Source organism: Tabrizicola sp. T74, assembly GCF_057219935.1.
Genome location: NZ_JBXVVT010000001.1, coordinates 994,987 through 1,012,491, shown reverse-complemented (window position 1 = coordinate 1,012,491; position 17,505 = coordinate 994,987). Strand labels below are relative to the sequence as shown.

Annotated in this window: 22 protein-coding genes; 12 read left to right on the top strand and 10 right to left on the bottom strand. The window is 67.0% G+C overall.

What is annotated here, in order from left to right:
* Positions 1–22 precede the first annotated feature (22 nt).
* Genes AC2EAL_RS05325 through AC2EAL_RS05305 form a run of 5 tightly spaced genes read left to right on the top strand, consistent with a single transcriptional unit; the run spans position 23 to position 3,537 of the window.
* Entirely contained in the window at positions 23–778 is a 756-nt protein-coding gene (locus AC2EAL_RS05325) for an SDR family oxidoreductase (RefSeq protein WP_484723126.1), read from the top strand.
* Positions 775–1,272 carry a gluconokinase gene (locus AC2EAL_RS05320; RefSeq protein ID WP_484723125.1) on the top strand — a complete coding sequence of 166 codons (498 nt, stop codon included), beginning with the start codon at positions 775–777 and terminating at the stop codon, positions 1,270–1,272. Before AC2EAL_RS05325 ends, AC2EAL_RS05320 begins: the two co-directional genes overlap by 4 nt.
* The gene (locus tag AC2EAL_RS05315) at positions 1,269–2,156 is read left to right on the top strand and encodes an NAD(P)-dependent oxidoreductase (protein WP_484723124.1); all 888 of its coding nucleotides are present in this window, start codon (positions 1,269–1,271) and stop codon (positions 2,154–2,156) included. The genes AC2EAL_RS05320 and AC2EAL_RS05315 overlap by 4 nt, the downstream gene beginning before the upstream one ends.
* On the top strand, positions 2,153–2,512 hold the full coding sequence (locus AC2EAL_RS05310) for a hypothetical protein (RefSeq protein ID WP_484723123.1): 360 nt from the start codon (positions 2,153–2,155) through the stop codon (positions 2,510–2,512). Before AC2EAL_RS05315 ends, AC2EAL_RS05310 begins: the two co-directional genes overlap by 4 nt.
* 8 nt (positions 2,513–2,520) lie before the next feature.
* Complete coding sequence (locus tag AC2EAL_RS05305) at positions 2,521–3,537, top strand: LacI family DNA-binding transcriptional regulator (RefSeq protein WP_484723122.1); 1,017 nt, start codon at positions 2,521–2,523, stop codon at positions 3,535–3,537.
* On the opposite strand, the gene AC2EAL_RS05300 is transcribed toward AC2EAL_RS05305, so the two are convergent.
* Positions 3,534–4,424 carry a LysR family transcriptional regulator gene (locus AC2EAL_RS05300; protein WP_484723121.1) on the bottom strand — a complete coding sequence of 297 codons (891 nt, stop codon included), beginning with the start codon at positions 4,422–4,424 and terminating at the stop codon, positions 3,534–3,536. The two genes, AC2EAL_RS05305 and AC2EAL_RS05300, sit on opposite strands and share 4 nt — an antisense overlap.
* A 126-nt stretch (positions 4,425–4,550) precedes the next feature.
* Here AC2EAL_RS05300 and AC2EAL_RS05295 point away from each other — a divergent pair, with 126 nt between their 5' ends.
* From AC2EAL_RS05295 to AC2EAL_RS05285, 3 genes are read left to right on the top strand one after another with little or no spacing between them, the layout of a single operon-like run.
* Entirely contained in the window at positions 4,551–4,961 is a 411-nt protein-coding gene (locus AC2EAL_RS05295) for a DoxX family protein (RefSeq protein ID WP_484723120.1), read from the top strand.
* Positions 4,962–5,009: 48 nt separating this feature from the next.
* Positions 5,010–5,831 (top strand): 4,5-DOPA-extradiol-dioxygenase, encoded by an 822-nt coding sequence (ygiD, locus tag AC2EAL_RS05290; RefSeq protein ID WP_484723119.1) that lies wholly within the window; start codon positions 5,010–5,012, stop codon positions 5,829–5,831.
* A 10-nt stretch (positions 5,832–5,841) separates the two neighbouring features.
* The gene (locus tag AC2EAL_RS05285; RefSeq protein ID WP_484723118.1) at positions 5,842–6,816 is read left to right on the top strand and encodes a glutathione S-transferase family protein; all 975 of its coding nucleotides are present in this window, start codon (positions 5,842–5,844) and stop codon (positions 6,814–6,816) included.
* Here AC2EAL_RS05285 and AC2EAL_RS05280 read toward each other — a convergent pair whose 3' ends face one another.
* Genes AC2EAL_RS05280 through argH form a run of 4 tightly spaced genes read right to left on the bottom strand, consistent with a single transcriptional unit; the run spans position 6,817 to position 8,873 of the window.
* Positions 6,817–7,137 (bottom strand): DUF2834 domain-containing protein, encoded by a 321-nt coding sequence (locus AC2EAL_RS05280; protein WP_484723117.1) that lies wholly within the window; start codon positions 7,135–7,137, stop codon positions 6,817–6,819.
* Positions 7,134–7,259, bottom strand: coding sequence for a hypothetical protein (locus tag AC2EAL_RS05275; protein WP_484723116.1), 126 nt, complete (start codon positions 7,257–7,259; stop codon positions 7,134–7,136). The genes AC2EAL_RS05280 and AC2EAL_RS05275 overlap by 4 nt, the downstream gene beginning before the upstream one ends.
* Positions 7,260–7,273: 14 nt before the next feature.
* Positions 7,274–7,426, bottom strand: coding sequence for a hypothetical protein (locus AC2EAL_RS05270; protein WP_484723115.1), 153 nt, complete (start codon positions 7,424–7,426; stop codon positions 7,274–7,276).
* Positions 7,427–7,469: 43 nt separating this feature from the next.
* The gene (gene argH / locus AC2EAL_RS05265) at positions 7,470–8,873 is read right to left on the bottom strand and encodes an argininosuccinate lyase (protein ID WP_484723114.1); all 1,404 of its coding nucleotides are present in this window, start codon (positions 8,871–8,873) and stop codon (positions 7,470–7,472) included.
* 26 nt (positions 8,874–8,899) lie between these two features.
* Between argH and AC2EAL_RS05260 the strand changes: the two genes are divergently transcribed.
* Positions 8,900–9,439 (top strand): TlpA family protein disulfide reductase, encoded by a 540-nt coding sequence (locus AC2EAL_RS05260; RefSeq protein ID WP_484723113.1) that lies wholly within the window; start codon positions 8,900–8,902, stop codon positions 9,437–9,439.
* Positions 9,440–9,500: 61 nt separating this feature from the next.
* Here the strand turns inward: AC2EAL_RS05260 and AC2EAL_RS05255 are convergent, their stop codons facing one another.
* From AC2EAL_RS05255 to AC2EAL_RS05235, 5 genes are all read right to left on the bottom strand, one after another.
* Positions 9,501–10,037 carry a DUF2087 domain-containing protein gene (locus AC2EAL_RS05255; protein WP_484723112.1) on the bottom strand — a complete coding sequence of 179 codons (537 nt, stop codon included), beginning with the start codon at positions 10,035–10,037 and terminating at the stop codon, positions 9,501–9,503.
* A 181-nt stretch (positions 10,038–10,218) separates the two neighbouring features.
* On the bottom strand, positions 10,219–11,007 hold the full coding sequence (locus tag AC2EAL_RS05250) for an exodeoxyribonuclease III (protein ID WP_484723111.1): 789 nt from the start codon (positions 11,005–11,007) through the stop codon (positions 10,219–10,221).
* A 70-nt stretch (positions 11,008–11,077) separates the two neighbouring features.
* Entirely contained in the window at positions 11,078–11,392 is a 315-nt protein-coding gene (locus AC2EAL_RS05245) for a hypothetical protein (protein WP_484723110.1), read from the bottom strand.
* 411 nt (positions 11,393–11,803) lie between these two features.
* On the bottom strand, positions 11,804–12,490 hold the full coding sequence (locus AC2EAL_RS05240; RefSeq protein ID WP_484723109.1) for a response regulator transcription factor: 687 nt from the start codon (positions 12,488–12,490) through the stop codon (positions 11,804–11,806).
* Positions 12,491–12,599: 109 nt separating this feature from the next.
* Complete coding sequence (locus AC2EAL_RS05235) at positions 12,600–13,772, bottom strand: phytanoyl-CoA dioxygenase family protein (protein ID WP_484723108.1); 1,173 nt, start codon at positions 13,770–13,772, stop codon at positions 12,600–12,602.
* A gap of 125 nt (positions 13,773–13,897) precedes the next feature.
* On the opposite strand from AC2EAL_RS05235, the gene ribA reads away from it, so the two are divergent.
* Genes ribA through AC2EAL_RS05220 form a run of 3 tightly spaced genes read left to right on the top strand, consistent with a single transcriptional unit; the run spans position 13,898 to position 17,402 of the window.
* Positions 13,898–14,986, top strand: coding sequence for a GTP cyclohydrolase II (gene ribA, locus AC2EAL_RS05230; RefSeq protein WP_484723107.1), 1,089 nt, complete (start codon positions 13,898–13,900; stop codon positions 14,984–14,986).
* Positions 14,983–15,486: a L,D-transpeptidase family protein gene (locus tag AC2EAL_RS05225; RefSeq protein WP_484723106.1), complete on the top strand. Its 504-nt coding sequence runs from the start codon at positions 14,983–14,985 to the stop codon at positions 15,484–15,486. Before ribA ends, AC2EAL_RS05225 begins: the two co-directional genes overlap by 4 nt.
* A 56-nt stretch (positions 15,487–15,542) precedes the next feature.
* Positions 15,543–17,402 carry an alpha-amylase family glycosyl hydrolase gene (locus AC2EAL_RS05220; protein ID WP_484723105.1) on the top strand — a complete coding sequence of 620 codons (1,860 nt, stop codon included), beginning with the start codon at positions 15,543–15,545 and terminating at the stop codon, positions 17,400–17,402.
* The last annotated feature ends 103 nt before the right edge of the window (positions 17,403–17,505 follow it).

The following is a 17,505-nucleotide window of genomic DNA, read 5'->3' as shown; positions in this document are numbered from 1 at the left end:
GCGAAGTGAAGGGACGGGACGCATGGGACATCGGCTGTTTGACCTGACAGGACGCCGGGCGCTGGTCACCGGGTCGTCGCAGGGGATCGGGTTCGCGCTGGCGCAGGGGCTGGCCGAGGCGGGGGCGCAGATCGTGCTGAATGGGCGCGATACGGGGAAGCTGGGGGCGGCGGCGGGGCGGATCAAGGGGGCGGAGGTGCTGGCCTTTGATGCGACGGACCACGGGGCGGTGCGTGCGGCCGTGGATGCGTTCGAGGCGTCCGGGAAGGTGATCGACATCCTGGTGAACAATGCCGGGATGCAGCACCGCGCGCCGCTGGAGGAGTTTCCAGCCGAGGCGTTCGAGCGGCTGTTGCAGACGAATATCGCGAGCGTGTTCCATGTGGGGCAGGCGGTTGCGCGGCACATGATCGCTCGCGGACGGGGGAAGATCATCAACATCGCCTCGGTGCAGACAGCGCTGGCCCGGCCCTCCATCGCGCCCTACACGGCGACGAAGGGGGCGGTGGGGAACCTGACCAAGGGGATGGCGACGGACTGGGCGAAGCATGGGCTGCAGTGCAATGCGATTGCTCCGGGGTATTTCGACACGCCGCTGAACGCGGCTCTGGTGGCGGACCCGGCGTTTTCTGCCTGGCTGGAGAAGCGGACACCAGCGGGGCGCTGGGGCAAGGTCGAGGAATTGCAGGGGGCCTGCGTGTTCCTTGCCTCGGAGGCGTCGAGTTTCGTCAACGGGCACATCCTCTATGTCGACGGCGGGATCACGGCCTCGCTATGACCTTGCGCGTCGTCATCATGGGGGTGGCGGGCTGCGGGAAGTCGTCGGTGGGCGAAGGCCTGGCGGCGCGGCTGGGGGTGCCGTACCGGGATGGGGACGACCTGCACACGCCGCAAGCGGTGGAAAAGATGCGGGCGGGGATTCCGTTGACAGATGACGACCGTTGGCCGTGGCTGGACCGGGTGGCGCTGGAGCTGGACGAGGCGGCGCCGGTGATTGTCGGCTGTTCCGCCCTGCGGCGCATCTACCGCGACCGGATTCGCGCCGGAGCGGGCGGGCCGGTACAGTTCGTGCATCTGTCGGGCACCCGTGAGCTGATCGCGTCGCGGATGGCATCGCGCACGGGGCATTACATGCCGCTGTCACTGCTGGACAGCCAATTCGCCATCCTGGAGCCGCCGGGAACGGACGAGGCCCTGACGGTGGACATCGATCAGCCGCTGGAGGTCCTTGTCGACCGCATCGCCACCGCCCTTGCCGGAGAGCCGCAATGACCCAGACCATCACCCTGATCGGAGCCGGAGCGATGGGCGGGGCCATTGGTGCCCGGCTGGTGAAGACGGGCACGGTGCTGCGGGTGTTCGACCTGGATCCGGTGAAGGTGGCGGAACTAGTGGACCTTGGGGCGATGTCTACGCCCTCGGCGGCCGAGGCGGCGCGGGGGTCGACGGCGGTGATCCTGTCGCTGAACGCTGCGCATATTGTGCGGGCGGCGGTGTTCGGGGCGGGCGGCGTGGCGGAGGGGGCGGCGCCGGGGACGCTGGTGATCGACATGTCTTCCATCGACCCGGTGGCAACGAAGGCTTTGGCGGAGGAGGCTGCGGCGAAGGGCCTGCGCTGGGTGGACAGTCCGTTGTCGGGCGGCATCCCGAAGGCGGCGACCGGGGAGTTGACGCTGATGCAGGGTGGCGAGCCGCAGGATGTGGCCGAGGCGCAAGCGGTGCTGGCGCGGGTGGCCACGAACCAGACGCGGATGGGGGGTCCCGGGGCGGGGCAGACGACGAAGCTGATCAACCAGGTGCTGTGCGGGTTGGGCTTCCTTGCCGTGGCCGAGGCGACGGCGCTGGCCGAGGCGGCGGGGGTGGATGCGGCAATGATCCCGAAGGCGCTGGCGGGGGGCCGGGCGGATTCGGCGATCCTGCAGGAATACATGCCCCGGATGGCCGCGCGGGATTACCGCCGGACGGGGCGGATCGACAACATGGTCAAGGACCTGAACGGGGCCGCGGACCTTGCGCGGGCGACGGGGACGGCGATGCCGCTGACTGCGCTTTGCGCCGAAGTGCACCGGATGCTGACGGCGGCGGGCCTGGGTGGTGAGGATCAGGCGGCGCTGATGGAATTCTTCAAGGGTCCGCGAAAGGATTTGACGGCATGATTACTCGGTATGCGCTGTTCGAGGGTACCCTGCACGAGGGGCATGAGGAGGCCTTTCGCCGCGATGTGCTGGCCGAGATCCTGCCGGTCTGGCGACGGTTTCCGGGGGCGCTGGCGGTGCATGTGACCTTCGCGGAGGACCGGGACGAGGGGGCTCCGGAGTATCCCCTGATCCTGGCGATTGATTGGCCGGACATGGCGACGGTGAAGGCGTTTCTGGACCACCCGATCCGCAAGGAGGGTCGTGCGGCGACGGAAGGAGTGCTGGCGCGGCATTTCACGGGGCGCATTCATCACCACGTGACCTCGGCGCACAGCTTTGCGCCGGTGCTGGCGTCGGAAGGCGGGGGACGCTAGCAAGGGACATGACCAGCCCGCGCAAGACCCCGACCATGGCCGATGTCGCCCGGATCGCCGGGGTCTCGCCCATGACGGTGAGCCGGGCCTTCAAGCGCGACAGCTCGGTCTCCGAGGCGACGCGGGATGCGATCCTGAAGGCGGCGGAGGAGCTGGGGTATGTCTTCGACTCGACGGCCTCTTCGTTGCGGTCGCAGAAGACGGATTTCGTGGCGGTCACGATCCCGTCGATCAACAATGCCAACTTCGCCGAGACTTTGCGCGGCCTGTCCGAAGGGCTGAAGGCGCGGGGGCTGCAGATCCTTTTGGGTTACACCGACTATGACATCCACGAGGAGGAGCGGCTGATCGAGCAGCTGCTCCGCCGCCGCCCGGAGGCGATTGTGGTGACGGGGGGCAGGCATACCCCACGCGCGCGGCGGCTGTTGGAGAACGCGGGGCTTCCGGTGATCGAGACCTGGGACCTGCCGGCCGAGCCTATCGGGCATGTGGTGGGGTTTTCCAACGCCGAGGCGGTGCGGGGGATGGTCGACCATTTCGTGGCCCAAGGGGTGACGCGGATTGCCTTCGTCGGCGGCGATGCGGACCGGGACACGCGGGGGACCGACCGGCGCGAGGGGTTCGTGGCGGCGATGCGGGCGCAGGGGCTGGATGCGAGCCGGTTGATCGACGCGGGCGCGCCGCCGATTTCGATGCGGGAAGGCGCGGATGCGATGGGGCGGCTGTTGGAGACGCTGCCCGACACTCAGGCGGTGATCTGTGTATCCGACTTGTCGGCCTTCGGCGCACTGACGGAATGCCAGCGCCGGGGCGTCCGCGTGCCCGAGGACATCTGGATCGCGGGGTTCGGCGACTATGAGATCGGGGGGATTTCGGTCCCCGCCCTGACCACGATCAACCCTTTCCCGCGCGAGATCGGGGCCAGGGCGGCGGCCTTGATCCTGGATGTGCTGGATGGGCGGCAGGTGGGGCCTGCGACGGTGCGGATCGCGCCGGAATTGCTGATCCGGCAGTCGAGCCGCTAGAGGATATCCAGCGCCTTGATGTCCTCGGCCGCGAAGTCGATCAGCGCGCGGACCTTGCGGGGCAGGACGCGGCCTTCCAGGTAGACCGCGTTCAGCTGCCCGGTTTCCCCCGGCTGATCGGCCAGCACCCGAACCAGACGGCCCGAGGCGAGGGCGTCATAAACGGCAAAGCGCGGGGCATAGGCGAGGCCCCGACCCTTGATCGCGAGGTCCACCGCCGCGCGGGCCGAGTTGACCTGAAAGCGGCCTCGCACGGCAACCTCGGTTCCCTCGGGACCGAAGGCCCAGCTGCGCGGGGTGCGGCGGTTGGTGTCCAGGATGCAGTCGTGCTGGACCAGGTCAGCCGGGCTTTGCGGCGTGCCCATCCGGGTCAGGTAGGCCGGGCTTGCCACCAGGATCGAGCGGAAGCTGCCAAGCTTGCGGGCCTTCAAGGACTGGGTGCTGATCTGGCCCATGCGGAAGGCGAGGTCGACCCCCTCGGCCGCCAGGTCGACGTGCCGGTCGTTCAGCCGAAGGTCAAAGGTCAGTGCCGGGTTGCGTTGGCCGAAGCGGTCCAGCATCCCGGCCACCCAGATCTCGCCAAAAGTGACGGGGGCCGCGACGCGGATCACCCCGGCGAACCCGCGTGAGCCTTCGGAGACCTCGCTGACCAGGCTGTCGAGATCATCAAGAAGCGCGGGCGCGCGGGACAGAAGCTCTTCGCCCGCGGGGGTCAGCCCGACCTTGCGCGTGGTCCGCTGCAGAAGACGGACGCCCAGCCGGTCCTCAAGGTCAGCCACGTATTTCGAGGTGAGCCGGTTCGACACGCCCAGCTGTTTCGCCCCGATCGTGAAGGACCCGGTCTGCGCCGTGGCGACAAAGGCCTTGAGTTCGTCGATCAGGTCCATTTTTCGATTAGGAACGTTTTGTGGATAGTCATTCGTTAACTTCGCCATTTCATGCAGTCGGGTCAAGGATTAGCTGTCAGCCATCCGAAACCGCCGCGCGCTTGCGGCCCCGAAAGGACCCCTGCCATGACCCCGAATCCCGACTACGCCGCCCTGATCCTGCGCGTCGCGAGCGGCGCTCTCTTCATCGCCCACGGGCTGATGAAGGTCTTTGTCTTCACCATTCCCGGCACCGTCGGGTTCTTCGAAAGCCTGGGGCTGCCCGGGTTCCTGGCCTATCTGGTGATCCTCGCCGAAGTCGGCGGCGGCCTGGCGCTGATCCTGGGCGTCGCCACCCGCGCGGTGTCGCTGGCGTTGATCCCGGTGCTTCTGGGCGCGACCTGGGTGCATGCGGGCAACGGCTGGGTCTTCTCCAGCCCGAATGGCGGCTGGGAATTCCCGCTGTTCTGGGCGATCGTGCAGGGGGCCGTCGCGCTGCTTGGCTCGGGTGCCTATGCGCTGAAGCCTTCCGCCCAATCGGCTGCCACGACGGCTTGATCCTATGGGCCGCCCTTCACGGGGCGGCCCTTTCGACAGGAGACGACGATGAGTGCGATCACCGACCTAACTGCCCTGCGCGACCGGCTGAAGCCTTCGGCCCGGATGCCCGTGGTCTTTCTGGGCCACGGCAGCCCGATGAACGCGCTGGAGGATACCGAGTACAGCCGCGCCTGGACCGCGCTGGGGCAAAGCCTGCCTGAACCGCAGGCGATCCTGGTCGTCTCGGCCCACTGGATGACGCGGGGGACGACGCTGGTCGATGTGTCGCATCTGCCGAAGACGATCCATGATTTCTACGGCTTTCCCGATGCGTTGTACGCGATGGACTATCCGGCCCCCGGCAACCCGGAGCTGGCGCGGGAAGTGGTCAGTTTGCTCGCCAGCCACCATGCGGCGGAGGATGATACATGGGGCCTCGACCACGGGGCCTGGACGGTGCTTCGGTTCCTCTATCCGCAGGCCAAGGTGCCGGTGTTCCAGGTCTCCATCGACATGGGGCGCGGGCTGGCGCATCAGCTGGAGGTCGGGCGGACCCTGTCGGCCCTGCGCGACCGGGGGGTGCTGATCCTGGGGTCCGGGAACGTGGTCCACAACCTGCGCGCCATGCGGTTCGGCGGGCAGCCGCACGACTTTGCGCTGGAGTTCGACCGCCTGTTCGCCGACCGGCTGGAGGCGCGGGACCTGTCGGCGCTTGCCGATGCGCAGGGGCTGGGGACGCTGCTGCGGATGGCGCACCCGACGGTCGACCATTACATGCCGGCGCTGACCATCGCCGGGGCGTCGGACACGCGGGACCAGCTGACCTTCATGACCGATGCCATCGACCTTGGGTCGGTATCGATGCGGTCCTTCGTTTTCCACGCCTGAGGAGGCTGCCATGCTGGTCGAAGGGAAATGGGTCGCCGACTGGCAGCCGGTGCAGAAGGCCGACGAGAAGGGGCGGTTCGTGCGCCAGACCTCGACCTTCCGGAACTGGGTGACACCGGATGGCAGCGCGGGGCCGACGGGGACCGGGGGCTTCAAGGCGGAAGCCGGGCGCTATCGGCTGTATGTCGGGCTGATCTGCCCCTGGGCCAGCCGGACCCTGATGGCGCGCAGCCTGAAGGGGCTTTCGTCGCTGATCCCGGTCACCGTGGTCAACCCGGCGCTGACGCCGCAGGGCTGGCAGTTCGGCGGCTATCCGGGGGCGGATGAGGACCCGCTGTTCGGCGCGACCTACATGCATGAGATCTACACTCGGGCCGACCCGAGGATCAGCGGGCGGGCGACGGTGCCGGTGTTGTGGGACATGGCCCAGAACGTGCTGGTGAACAACGAAAGCGCCGACATCGTGAGGATGTTCGACACGGCTTTCGAGGGGCTGGCCCCGTCGGGCCTGCGGCTTTACCCAGAGGACCTGGGGGCCGAGATCGACGCGCTGAACGCGCGCATCTATGACGCGTTGAACAACGGGGTCTACAAGGCGGGGTTTGCGGTCACGCAAGAGGCCCATGACGAAGCGGCCGAGGGCGTCTTCGCCATGCTGGACGAGTTGGAGGCGCGGCTGACCGGGGACTACCTGTTTGGGCCGAGGCTGACCGAGACCGACATCCGGACCTTCGTGACCCTGATCCGGTTCGATGCAGCCTATCATGGCCTGTTCAAGCTGAACCGCCGCCGGATCGCTGACTACCCGCGCCTGTCGGCCTACATGGAGCGCATCCTGCGCCTGCCGGGGGTGGCCGGGACAGTGAACCTGGACCACATCACCCGCGGCTACTACTCGATCAAGGCGCTGAACCCCTCCGGCATCCGGCCCGTGGGACCGGAGCATGTGATCCGGCTGGTGCGGGACGCAGGCGCGGTGGTGTGATCAGGCCACCGAGGGGCGCGAGCGCAGGAACAGGTACAGCGGCAAGCCGCAGCTGACGCCGATGCAGAAGGTCGCGGGGATCGCCACGAGGCCCAGCCAATCCCGGCGGCCAAGGCTTTCGGCCAGGACCCAGACGGTCAGCGCGATGGCGGCGATGGTCAGGTCCCATGTGAGGCCGGTGGTCGAGGCGTTGACGTACCAGGCGTCGATCAACCCGCCAAGGCCGGTTCCCGTCTCCTGCATGTAGGTCACGAACCAGTACATCGGATGCACCGCGCCCCAGATGGCGAGCGCCAGGAAGGCCAGCCGCAGGGGGGTCACTTGACCACCACACCCATCTGGACCTCGCCCGAGACCTGGACGCCGCGCGTCGGGGCTTCGGGCGGGCCATCGGCTCCGCAGGCGACGAGGATGAGGCAGGCGAGAATGGCAAGACGGGGCATGATTGGTCCTTCGGTCAGTCTTCGATGGTCACGGTGGCACCGCCGACCTTGCCGGACAAGGCAGGATTCACCGACACGCCATCGGGGCCGAAGGTCACGTTGGTCGACAGGGTCGGGCTCTGGCAGGCAGCCAGGGCCAGAAGCGAGATCAACAGCCAGGGTTTCATCGCGGGCCTCCTGTGCAAGAACCTAGCAGCCAAGCGCGGAATGTCACCCCAGCGCCTGTTTCCAGCGCGCGATCTGGGCGCGGACCTGGTCCGGAGCGGTGCCTCCGTATGAGGTACGGCTGCGAACGGAGTTTTCCACGCCGAGGACATCATAGACACTGGCGGTGATGCCCGGATGGACGGACTGCATCTGGGCCAGCGTCAGGTCAGGCAGGTCGACCCCCTGCCCTTCCGCCATCGCCACCAGCGCGCCCGTCACATGGTGCGCCTCGCGGAAGGGAAGGTTCAGCGTCTTGACGAGCCAGTCGGCAAGGTCGGTGGCAGTGGAGAAGCCAGAGGCCGCGGCGGCCTTCAGGACCTCGCGGTTGGCGGTCATGTCGCTGACCATGCCGGTCATCGCGGCGAGGCCGAGCATCAGGGAGTCCGCGGCGTCGAAGACCTGTTCCTTGTCTTCCTGCATGTCCTTGGAATAGGTCAGCGCGAGGCCCTTCATCACTGTGAACAGCGCGACCGTGGCGCCCAGGATGCGGCCGAGTTTCGCGCGGAGCAGTTCCGCCGCGTCGGGGTTCTTCTTCTGCGGCATGATGCTGGAGCCGGTGGTCCAGCGGTCGGACAGGCGGACGAAGCGGAATTGGGCGCTGGACCAGATCACCAGCTCTTCGGCAAAGCGCGACAGGTGCATGGCGCAGATTGAGGCGGCCGCGAGGAACTCCAGCGCGAAGTCGCGGTCACTGACGCTGTCTAGGCTGTTCGCGGTCGGGCGGTCGAAGCCAAGTGCCTTGGCCGTGGCGTGCCGGTCGATGGGAAAGCTGGTCCCGGCAAGTGCCGCGGCGCCAAGGGGGCATTCGTTCATCCGGTTCCGCGCGTCTTCAAAGCGTGACCGGTCGCGGGCGAACATCTCGACATAGGCCATCATGTGGTGGCCCCAGGTCACGGGCTGGGCGGTCTGCAGGTGGGTGAAGCCGGGCATGACCCAATCTGCGCCCGCCTCGGCCTGTGCGAGGAACGCCTGCATCAGTCCGGTAAGCCCGGCGATGGCCTGATCGCACTGGTCTCGGACCCAGAGGCGGAAGTCGACGGCGACCTGGTCGTTGCGCGACCGCCCGGTGTGCAGCCGCTTGCCGGCCTCGCCGATCCTATCGGTCAGGCGGGCCTCGATGTTCAGGTGGATGTCTTCAAGGTCGGTGGTGAAGGGGAACTTTCCGGCCTCGATCTCTGACAAGATCGCGAGCAGGCCTTCCCCAATGGCTTCCGCGTCCATATGAGAGATGATGCCCTGCGTGGCCAACATGGCCGCATGGGCCCGGCTGCCCGCGATGTCCTGGGCGTAGAGCCGCTGGTCGAAGCCGATCGAGGCGTTGATCGCCGTCATGATCGCGCTGGGACCTTCGGCGAAACGCCCGCCCCACATCGTGTTGGCGGATTTGGGATCACGGGCGTCGGACATGGGCGGGGCTTTCTGGGGTGGGAAACGTGCGGAAATTGCTGGTCGTCCTTTATACGGCCTTGGTGCTTGGTGCAAACCCGGCCCTTGCGGACGTGGCCGCCTTGCGCGACGGCGACATGAAGAAGCTGGCGCTGCACGACGCGCCGGTGACGATCCCCGAGGCCGTGCTGCTGGATGCCAAGGACGCCGAGCATTCGATGGCCGATTATCACGGCAAGTGGGTCGTCCTGAACTTCTGGGCCACCTGGTGCGCACCCTGCCGGCACGAGATGCCCTCGCTGGACCGGCTGCAAGCGGCGATGCCCGAGATCGCGGTGGTGCCGGTGGCGACGGGCCGCAATGCGGTCACCGGAATCGAACGGTTTTTCGATGAGGCCGAGATCAAGACCCTGCCGATCCTGCGCGACCCGAAGTCGGACCTGGCGCGGGGCATGGGGGTGATGGGCCTGCCCGTCACCGTGATCCTGAACCCGGAAGGGCAGGAAGTCGCCCGGCTGATCGGCGACGCGGAATGGGACAGTGACAGCGCCAAGGCGATCATGGCGGCGCTGGTCGCGGGTCAGTAAGCCCATCCCCGCGTCGCGACGTCGTCTTCACGTCAGGGCCCGAACCAGCGTGGAGCCGAGGTCAGCGACCTGCGACCCTTTTCGCGCCGACCGCGCGGATCAGGGCCAGGATCTCGGCAGGCGGCTCGCGTTCCACGCGGCGATAGTCGGTGCAATCGGCGCTGCGGGTCACAAGCCCCAATTCCAGCATCGTGCGCCGGATGATTGCCGCATCGCCAAAGCAATGCCATGTGTTCAGCCTGGCGCTGATCTGCCGTTCGGTCATCGTCTCGCCGCGGGGCAGATGCGACCAGAGCACCCACAGAACCTTGTGCTGGACCGAAGTCTTCGAGGGCCAGCGCAAAAGCCGCCCTGCACTGTCGAAATGGCGAAGCAGGCGCTCGACCTCGACATGGTCGACCAGCGGCGAGGGTCGGGCCAATCGCCCGGCAGCCAGCGTGCTGGCGCGCAGGTGCTGGTAGTTGCGGAACCCGCCTGCGCGGGCAAGAAGGTTCATCAGCGTCAGGTGGCTTGGCGGGGCCTCGGGCCAATCCCGGCGCAGGTTGCGGGCGAACAGGGTCAGGTCGGCCACCGAGAGTGGCAGGGTGTCGCGGGACATCGTCATCCTCCGTCATGCCCTTCGGACATCGCGGGTCACCGGCTTGGCGATCGGGCACAGGGGGATGTGGACGATCCGGATGCGCAGGTTTAGCTGCCCGCAAGGGGCCGGTGACGCCTGGGTGAACTGCTGACCCTATGCGCAAGCTATCCAGCCGCGCGCACCGGCGCAACTGCCGTAATCAAAGGTCAAACGTCGCGAAGACCGGGACGTGGTCTGACGGCTGCTCCCATCCCCGCACGGGGCGGAGGATGCGGCTGCCGTGGGCGGCGTTCGAGATGTCGGGGGTGGCCCAGATGTGGTCCAGCCTGCGGCCCTTGTCGGCGGCGTCCCAGTCGGGGCTGCGATAGCTCCACCAGCTGTAAAGGCGGCCCTGGGGGATGTCCTGCCGGGTCACGTCGACCCAGCGGCCCGCCTCCATCGTATCGCCCAGATGGGCGACCTCGACGGGCGTGTGGCTGACGATTTTCAGCAGCGCCTTGTGGTCCCAGACGTCATCCTCGCGGGGCGCGATGTTCAGATCGCCCACCAGGATCGCCTTTTCCGGCCGGTCGGCGCGGAAGTGGTCGCGCATGTGGGTCAGGAAGTCGAGCTTTTGGCCAAACTTGAGGTTTTGCTCACGATCTGGTATGTCGCCACCGGCGGGGACATAGAAGTTGTGGATCGTCACCCCGTTTTCCAGGCGTCCCGCGACGTGACGGGCATGGCCCAGCGTCGCGAAATCGTGCCCGCCCGCATCTTCGATGGGCAGCTTCGACAGGATCGCCACGCCGTTATAGCCCTTCTGCCCGCGCGCCACGACATGGGTGTAGCCAAGGGCACGGAAGCCATCCATCGGCAGAAGCTCGACCGGGCACTTGCATTCCTGCAGGCAGAGGATGTCGGGGGTTTCCTCGGTCATCAGCCGCGAGACGAGTGCTTCGCGCAGGCGGACCGAGTTGATGTTCCAGGTGGCGAGGGTGAAGGGCATCGGCGGGCTCCCGGGCTGCAGGCGGGTGACCCTAAGGCCGCCCGCCGCAAGTCTCAAGGCCCCGGAGGCGTCAGTCGGTGACGGTGAACGTCGCGATTTCGCAGAGGTTCTGGGTCTTCTCGGCCTCGGCGCCTTCCGAGGTGACGAAGCGCAGGTCGTAGTCGCAGACATCAAGCCCGTCGGCGATGGTCACGTCGCCCGAAACGCCGGGATCGACCGAAGCCACCGTAAGGATGTTTTCGCCCCACTGGTCCTGATCGACCGGCGAGACATACATCTCGGTGATCGAATGCGAGCTGTCGTTGACCAGCGTGAAGACAAGGTCTTCGGCCAGGACGGGCGAGGCGACGAGGGTGGCAAGGGCAGCAGCAGCGACGATGCGCATGGAAATCTCCGGATCAGGTGGCCGCAGCCTGTCTGCGGCAGGCGGCTGTCTGTCGGGAGATTGTGCAGACTGCGTGGCAGCCCCATGCAATGTCCGTGGCGTTTGCAAAGAAAAGCCGGGCAAGAAGCCCGGCCCAGGCCATACAGGGAGGTGAGGTTACCTTAGCAGGCCGCCAGACGGCAGGATTTGATCCATCTCAACCGCGGGACAAAAAAAGGCCGGGCAAGAAGCCCGGCCAGGTCCAACAGGGAGGATGCCGCGCCATAACCCCGACGCGACCAGGGGAACTTGCTGCACAACCGGTGCATGAGGAAAAAGTAGCAAGCGAATCCGGCAACAATAAGCCCTAAGCGGCAAGATTTCGTGTTTGTTGCAAGGCGGACGCATTGTGGCCGCCCTGCAACGCTTGCCTCAGGCCACCAACCGATACCCGCCGCTTTCCGTCACCAGAAGCCGCGCGTTCGAGGGATCGGGCTCGATCTTCTGGCGCAGGCGGTAGATGTGGGTTTCCAGCGTGTGCGTGGTCACGCCCGCGTTGTAACCCCAGACCTCATGCAAGAGGACATCCCGCGCCACCACGCCGCTGGCCGAGCGGTAGAGGTACTTCAGGATGTTGGTTTCCTTCTCGGTCAGGCGGATCTTCTTGTCCTTCTCGTCCACCAGCATCTTCTGGGCGGGCTTGAAGGTGTAGGGGCCAAGCTGGAAGATCGCGTCTTCCGACTGTTCGTGGGTCCGCAGTTGCGCCCGGATGCGGGCCAGGAGGACCGGGAACTTGAAGGGCTTGGTCACGTAGTCGTTGGCACCCGCATCGAGGCCCAGGATCGTGTCGCTGTCGGTGTCGTGCCCGGTCAGCATCAGGATCGGGCATTTGACCCCTTGCTTGCGCATCCGGCGGCAAAGCTCACGCCCGTCGGTGTCGGGCAGGCCGACGTCCAGGATCACCAGATCGAAAAGGCCGGCCTTGACCTTCTCCATCCCGTCCGCGCCGGTGCCGGCTTCGAACACGTCGAAGTCTTCGGTCATCACCAGCTGTTCGCTGAGCGCCTCGCGCAGGTCGTCGTCATCGTCGACAAGCAGGATTTTCCGCAGTCCAGCCATGGAAGCCTCCGTTGCTGATGCGGTTGACATGCGCCCCGATCACGAAGCCCGCAAGGTTTGCAACAAATTCCTCACGCGGACGTGTCGCTCCTGTGGGAAATGTTTCAGCTCAGGTGGCGTTCTTGTAGTTCAGCTCGGACAGGACGGCGTCCAGCTGGGCGTCGGACCACCCCTCGCGCACGGCCTGAGACAGGAAATCGGCCATCGTGCGGGGGGCAAGGCCGCCGATGGGAGGGTTGCGGTCGAGGTTGGTCGGGAAGGGATAGCCCTCGGCCGTTGCGGCGATGACGTTGGCCACGTCGATCCCCGGCCCGCCCGCCCGCAGGACGGGGAAGACGGCGCGGGACATGCGGGCGCGGTCGACCGACTCCATCGCCCGCCCGAAGGCCGAGGAGACCTGGAACAGGTTCACCATCCTGAAGCGGTCGGTCGTGCGGTTCGTCCCGGCCCCATGCATGACGGCGGGGTTGAAGAACAGCGCATCGCCCTTCTGCAGCGGTAGCTGGACGTAGTGCGTGGCGAAATGGTCCTGGAACTCGGGTCGGCCGAAGGCGAGGTAGCCTTCGTGGAACTGTTGCGAGAACGGCAGCAGCATGGTCGGCCCCGTCTCGACCGGCATATCGCAATGCGCGACCGCACCCTGCAATGTCAGAAGGGGCGAGACGCCGTGGATAAGCGCCGGGAAGCGGGCCATCTGGGCGGGGGACATGAAGCCCAGGTGATAGTCGCGATGCGGGACCTGCGCGGCGCCGCCGGGGTTCACCCGGTTGACCTGCGCGGTCATCTGGTAGGCGGGGCCAAGCCAGGCCTCGGATGCCAGGGCCAGCGTGTCGGCGCTGTAGTAGGCGGCGAAGTTGGCGGGGTCGGCGAGGCAGTGCTTCTCCAGCGAGTTCCAGATCCGGTCGTTCGCGCCGGGCTTGGCGAAATGGTCGCCGCCGCCGCGGTTGGCGGCCTTCTCCTCGGCGATGATGGCCTCGAAGATCGCGGTGGCGCGGTCGACCATGGCGGCATCGGGCATCGCATCCTTGATGACGATGATCCCCGGGCCGTCGGCAAAGACCCAGGCCCATTCCGCGGTCAGCGCACGGCGCAGTTGCGGGTCGCGGGCGGCCTTGCCCACGGCGTCGCCCGCGTAGATCGGGATGTTCCGCACCACCTCGGCGGCCTGCGGCACGTCCTCGCTCTCGGTCGTCTGCGACACCTGCGCCTTGAACTGCGCAAAGTCGCCGCTGTCGGCACTGATCCAGACCGGGCGGCGGGCGGGGCGGGAGGGTGCGTTCATCGGGCAGGCTCCTGTCGGGGTTGCCGCAAGACTGGCGCGGGATGGGGCCCCGGGACAACAGAAATCTGGACAACAGAAATCGTCAGAAGGCTTCCGCCCCGCACCATTGCGGCCTAGATAGGGGCATGTCCCTTGGCCTGACCATCGCCGAACGTCTGACCCGCGCGCGCGGAGACCTGCGCATGGGGGTGCCGGTCGTGCTGACGGGTGCAGGCGGCGCGGCGCTGGTGGCGGCGGTCGAGACGCTGGATGCCGCGCGGCTGGCGGATTTGCGGGGCTTCGGCGCGCCGGTGCTGGCGATCACCGAACGGCGGGCCACGACGCTGAAGGCGCGCGCCTATGACGGTGACCTCGCGCGGATCATCCCGCCCTCGGACGCCGACCTTTCCTGGATGCGGTCCGTTGCGGACCCTGCTGATGACCTGCGGACGCCGATGAAGGGCCCGCTGCAATCGGCGCGCGATGGGGCGGCGGAGCTGGCCCGGGCGGCTTTGGCTTTGGCCAAGTCGGCGCACCTGCTGCCTGCCGCTCTGCTGGTGTCCGTCGACAGCGCACTGGCCCTCGCCGGGTCACACGGCCTGACCCTGCTGACACTGGACGAGATATCTCCGGCACTGGCCGCCCTGCCCCCGCTGGATGAGGTCGTCTCGGCCCGCGTCCCCCTGGTCGCTTCCAGCGCGGGGCGGGTGCACGTCTTCCGGCCCAACGACGGCGGCGAGGAACACTATGCCATCGAGATCGGCCGCCCGGATCGGGACATGCCGGTGCTGGCGCGGCTGCACTCGGCCTGTTTCACCGGCGATGTGCTGGGGTCATTGAAATGCGATTGCGGTCCGCAGCTTCGGGCTGCTCTGGCGCAGATGGGGCAGGAAGGCGCCGGAGTCCTTTTGTACCTGAACCAGGAAGGCCGCGGCATCGGCCTTGCCAACAAGATGCGCGCCTATTCCCTGCAGGATCAAGGGTTTGACACGGTGGAAGCCAACCACCGCCTGGGGTTCGAGGATGACGAGCGCGACTTCCGCATCGGGGCCGAGATCCTGCGGAAGCTCGGGTTTTCGTCGGTGCGGCTGCTTACCAACAACCCGAAGAAGCTGGCGATGATGGAAGGCTGCGGGCTGCACGTCACCGAACGGGTGCCGCTGCATGTGGGCGAGACCAATGAGAACCGCGCCTACCTGGCGACGAAGGCAGCGAAGTCAGGGCACCTGCTGTGAAACCCACTGACCTCGTTGTCACCACCATGGGCTTGCGCTTCCTGGGCCGCCGCTTCCCTTGCACCCTCGGGCGCAGTGGGATCGTGCCGGCATCGGCAAAGCGCGAGGGCGACGGGGCGACCCCTGCCGGCGTGCACCGGCTGGTGGGAATGCTCTACCGCCCCGACCGGCTGACCCGCCCCGCCGACTGGGCACTGCCCATTGGCCCGTCGGACCTGTGGTCGGATGATCCGGCGGACCCGGACTACAACCTGATGGTCCGGGCCCCGCATCGGTTCAGCCACGAACGACTGCGCCGGGCCGATCCGATGTATGACCTGGTGATCCTGACCGGCTGGAACTGGCCCCATGCCGAACCGGGCCGCGGCTCGGCCATCTTCATCCACCAGTGGCGCCGCCCCGGTGCGCCGACGGCCGGCTGCGTGGCCCTGTCGCGCCGCGACCTGCACTGGATCGCCCCGCGCATCACGCATCAGACCCGGCTGGTCGTTCGGCTGTAATCCCCTTTCCGAAACGCTTTGGATTGCATAATCTGCCCGAAATTCGGGAGGATTCGATGCCGGCACCACTCAGCGCAGATGATCAGGTTTTTGACCTGCGGCTGGCCCGATCCGCGCCCGACCTGTTCCCGATGCTGGAGGCGCTGTATGGCGCGCGCACGGACTATCCGGCGTTTCGGGAAAAGCTGCTGAAGGTCCTGCGCAAGGGCTGGGCCGACCGGCCCGAGGACCTGAAGCGGCTGGACCTGGCCCGCGACCTGGAGCCCGACTGGTTCCAGCGACCGGGCATGGCGGGGTATGTGTTCTACATCGACCGCTTCAACGGCAACCTGCAGGGCGTGCTGGAAAAGCTCGACTACCTTGAGGACCTCGGCGTCACCTATGTCCACCTGATGCCCTGCCTGAAGCCCCGGCCTGGGGACTCGGACGGCGGCTATTCGGTGATGGACTACCGCCAGATCAACCCGGCCTTCGGGACGATGGCGGACTTCGAGGCGGTGAGTGCCGCCCTGCGGGCGCGGGGGATGTCGCTGTGTGTGGACCTGGTCTTGAACCACACGGCGAAGGAGCACGCTTGGGCGAAGAAGGCGGCGAAGGGGGATGTGAAGTATCAGGAATACTACCTGATGTTCGACACTCCGGACATGCCGAACCTGTACGAACAGACTCTGGTCGAGGTCTTCCCCGACAATGCTCCCGGCAACTTCACCCATTACCCCGAGATCGGGAAATGGGTCTGGACGACCTTCAACGAACACCAGTGGGACCTGAACTGGGCCAATCCTGCTGTGTTCCTGGAGATCGTCGAGGTCATGCTGTTCCTGGCGAACAAGGGCGTCGACGTGCTGCGGCTGGATGCGGTGGCCTTCATGTGGAAGCGGCTCGGGACGCGCTGCCAGTCGGAGCCGGAGGTGCACATGATCCTCCAGGCGCTGCGGGCCTGCAGCCGGATTGCCAGCGCGGCGGTGCTGCACCTGGAAGAGGCCATCGTCGCACCGGCGGAGATGCTGCCCTACCTCGGGCGCGGGAAGCATGACGGGAAGGAGGGGAACCTCGCCTACCACAACAGCCTGATGGTGCAGTTCTGGTCGGCCTTGGCGACGCGGGACGTGCGGTTGATGACCCATGTCCTGGCCACGCATTTTCCGGACCGGCTGACCAATGCGACCTATGCGACCTACATCCGCTGCCACGACGACATCGGCTGGGCGGTCACGGATGAGGATGCGGCGGCGTTTGGGGTGTCGGGGCAGGGCCACCGGGCGTTTCTGTCCGACTTCTACGAAGGGTCGTTTCCCGGCACCTTTGCCAAGGGGGCACTCTTCCAGGTCAATGAGGCGACCGGGGACAAGCGGATTTCCGGCAGCTTCGCCTCATTGGCCGGGATCGCGCAGGACCCCGAGCTGGCGGTCCAGCGGATCCTGATGGGGCACGCGCTGATTGCGGCCTGGGGGGGCATTCCGCTGATCTACATGGGGGACGAGCTGGCGCTGCCGAACGACGACAGCTATCTGGCGAACCCCGACCACGCGCATGACAGCCGCTGGATCCACCGGCCGCGGATGGACTGGCAGCTGGCCGCGACCCGGCATGACGGCGACACACCCGCCGCGCGGGTGTTCCGGGGGACGCAGGCGATCCTGGCCCGGCGCGCGGCGACCCCGGCCCTGCATGCGGCGGTTCCGGTGCGGGTGGTTGCGTCGGGGAACGACGCGGTCCTGGCCTTCCAGCGGCTCGCGCCGACGGGGACGCTGTTGTGCCTGTTCAACTTTACCGAACACTGGCAGCACCTGCCCGAATCCGTCCTTCGGGCGCTGGGGGCGGTCGAGATGCACGACGCCCTGTCGGATCAGCGGGTGGAGATCCACCACGGCCAGATCGCCCTGCCGCCCTATGCAAGGGTCTGGCTGACCTGAACCTGTCCACGGTGGACATTTCCGGATTTCCGTTTGGAATCCGTGGGGTGTTCGTGGACGGTAACGGTCTGTTCATCGTGATTTCCGGGGCGCCCCACTCCTC

What these genes read in the sequence shown, in the direction of transcription:
- AC2EAL_RS05325 (WP_484723126.1), top strand. Translation starts at nt 23, where the DNA reads ATGGGACATCGGCTGTTTGACCTGACAGGACGCCGGGCGCTGGTCACC.
- AC2EAL_RS05320 (WP_484723125.1), top strand. Translation starts at nt 775, where the DNA reads ATGACCTTGCGCGTCGTCATCATGGGGGTGGCGGGCTGCGGGAAGTCG.
- AC2EAL_RS05315 (WP_484723124.1), top strand. Translation starts at nt 1,269, where the DNA reads ATGACCCAGACCATCACCCTGATCGGAGCCGGAGCGATGGGCGGGGCC.
- AC2EAL_RS05310 (WP_484723123.1), top strand. Translation starts at nt 2,153, where the DNA reads ATGATTACTCGGTATGCGCTGTTCGAGGGTACCCTGCACGAGGGGCAT.
- AC2EAL_RS05305 (WP_484723122.1), top strand. Translation starts at nt 2,521, where the DNA reads ATGACCAGCCCGCGCAAGACCCCGACCATGGCCGATGTCGCCCGGATC.
- AC2EAL_RS05300 (WP_484723121.1), bottom strand. Translation starts at nt 4,424, where the DNA reads ATGGACCTGATCGACGAACTCAAGGCCTTTGTCGCCACGGCGCAGACC.
- AC2EAL_RS05295 (WP_484723120.1), top strand. Translation starts at nt 4,551, where the DNA reads ATGACCCCGAATCCCGACTACGCCGCCCTGATCCTGCGCGTCGCGAGC.
- ygiD (WP_484723119.1), top strand. Translation starts at nt 5,010, where the DNA reads ATGAGTGCGATCACCGACCTAACTGCCCTGCGCGACCGGCTGAAGCCT.
- AC2EAL_RS05285 (WP_484723118.1), top strand. Translation starts at nt 5,842, where the DNA reads ATGCTGGTCGAAGGGAAATGGGTCGCCGACTGGCAGCCGGTGCAGAAG.
- AC2EAL_RS05275 (WP_484723116.1), bottom strand. Translation starts at nt 7,259, where the DNA reads ATGCCCCGTCTTGCCATTCTCGCCTGCCTCATCCTCGTCGCCTGCGGA.
- AC2EAL_RS05270 (WP_484723115.1), bottom strand. Translation starts at nt 7,426, where the DNA reads ATGAAACCCTGGCTGTTGATCTCGCTTCTGGCCCTGGCTGCCTGCCAG.
- argH (WP_484723114.1), bottom strand. Translation starts at nt 8,873, where the DNA reads ATGTCCGACGCCCGTGATCCCAAATCCGCCAACACGATGTGGGGCGGG.
- AC2EAL_RS05255 (WP_484723112.1), bottom strand. Translation starts at nt 10,037, where the DNA reads ATGTCCCGCGACACCCTGCCACTCTCGGTGGCCGACCTGACCCTGTTC.
- AC2EAL_RS05250 (WP_484723111.1), bottom strand. Translation starts at nt 11,007, where the DNA reads ATGCCCTTCACCCTCGCCACCTGGAACATCAACTCGGTCCGCCTGCGC.
- AC2EAL_RS05245 (WP_484723110.1), bottom strand. Translation starts at nt 11,392, where the DNA reads ATGCGCATCGTCGCTGCTGCTGCCCTTGCCACCCTCGTCGCCTCGCCC.
- AC2EAL_RS05240 (WP_484723109.1), bottom strand. Translation starts at nt 12,490, where the DNA reads ATGGCTGGACTGCGGAAAATCCTGCTTGTCGACGATGACGACGACCTG.
- AC2EAL_RS05235 (WP_484723108.1), bottom strand. Translation starts at nt 13,772, where the DNA reads ATGAACGCACCCTCCCGCCCCGCCCGCCGCCCGGTCTGGATCAGTGCC.
- ribA (WP_484723107.1), top strand. Translation starts at nt 13,898, where the DNA reads ATGTCCCTTGGCCTGACCATCGCCGAACGTCTGACCCGCGCGCGCGGA.
- AC2EAL_RS05220 (WP_484723105.1), top strand. Translation starts at nt 15,543, where the DNA reads ATGCCGGCACCACTCAGCGCAGATGATCAGGTTTTTGACCTGCGGCTG.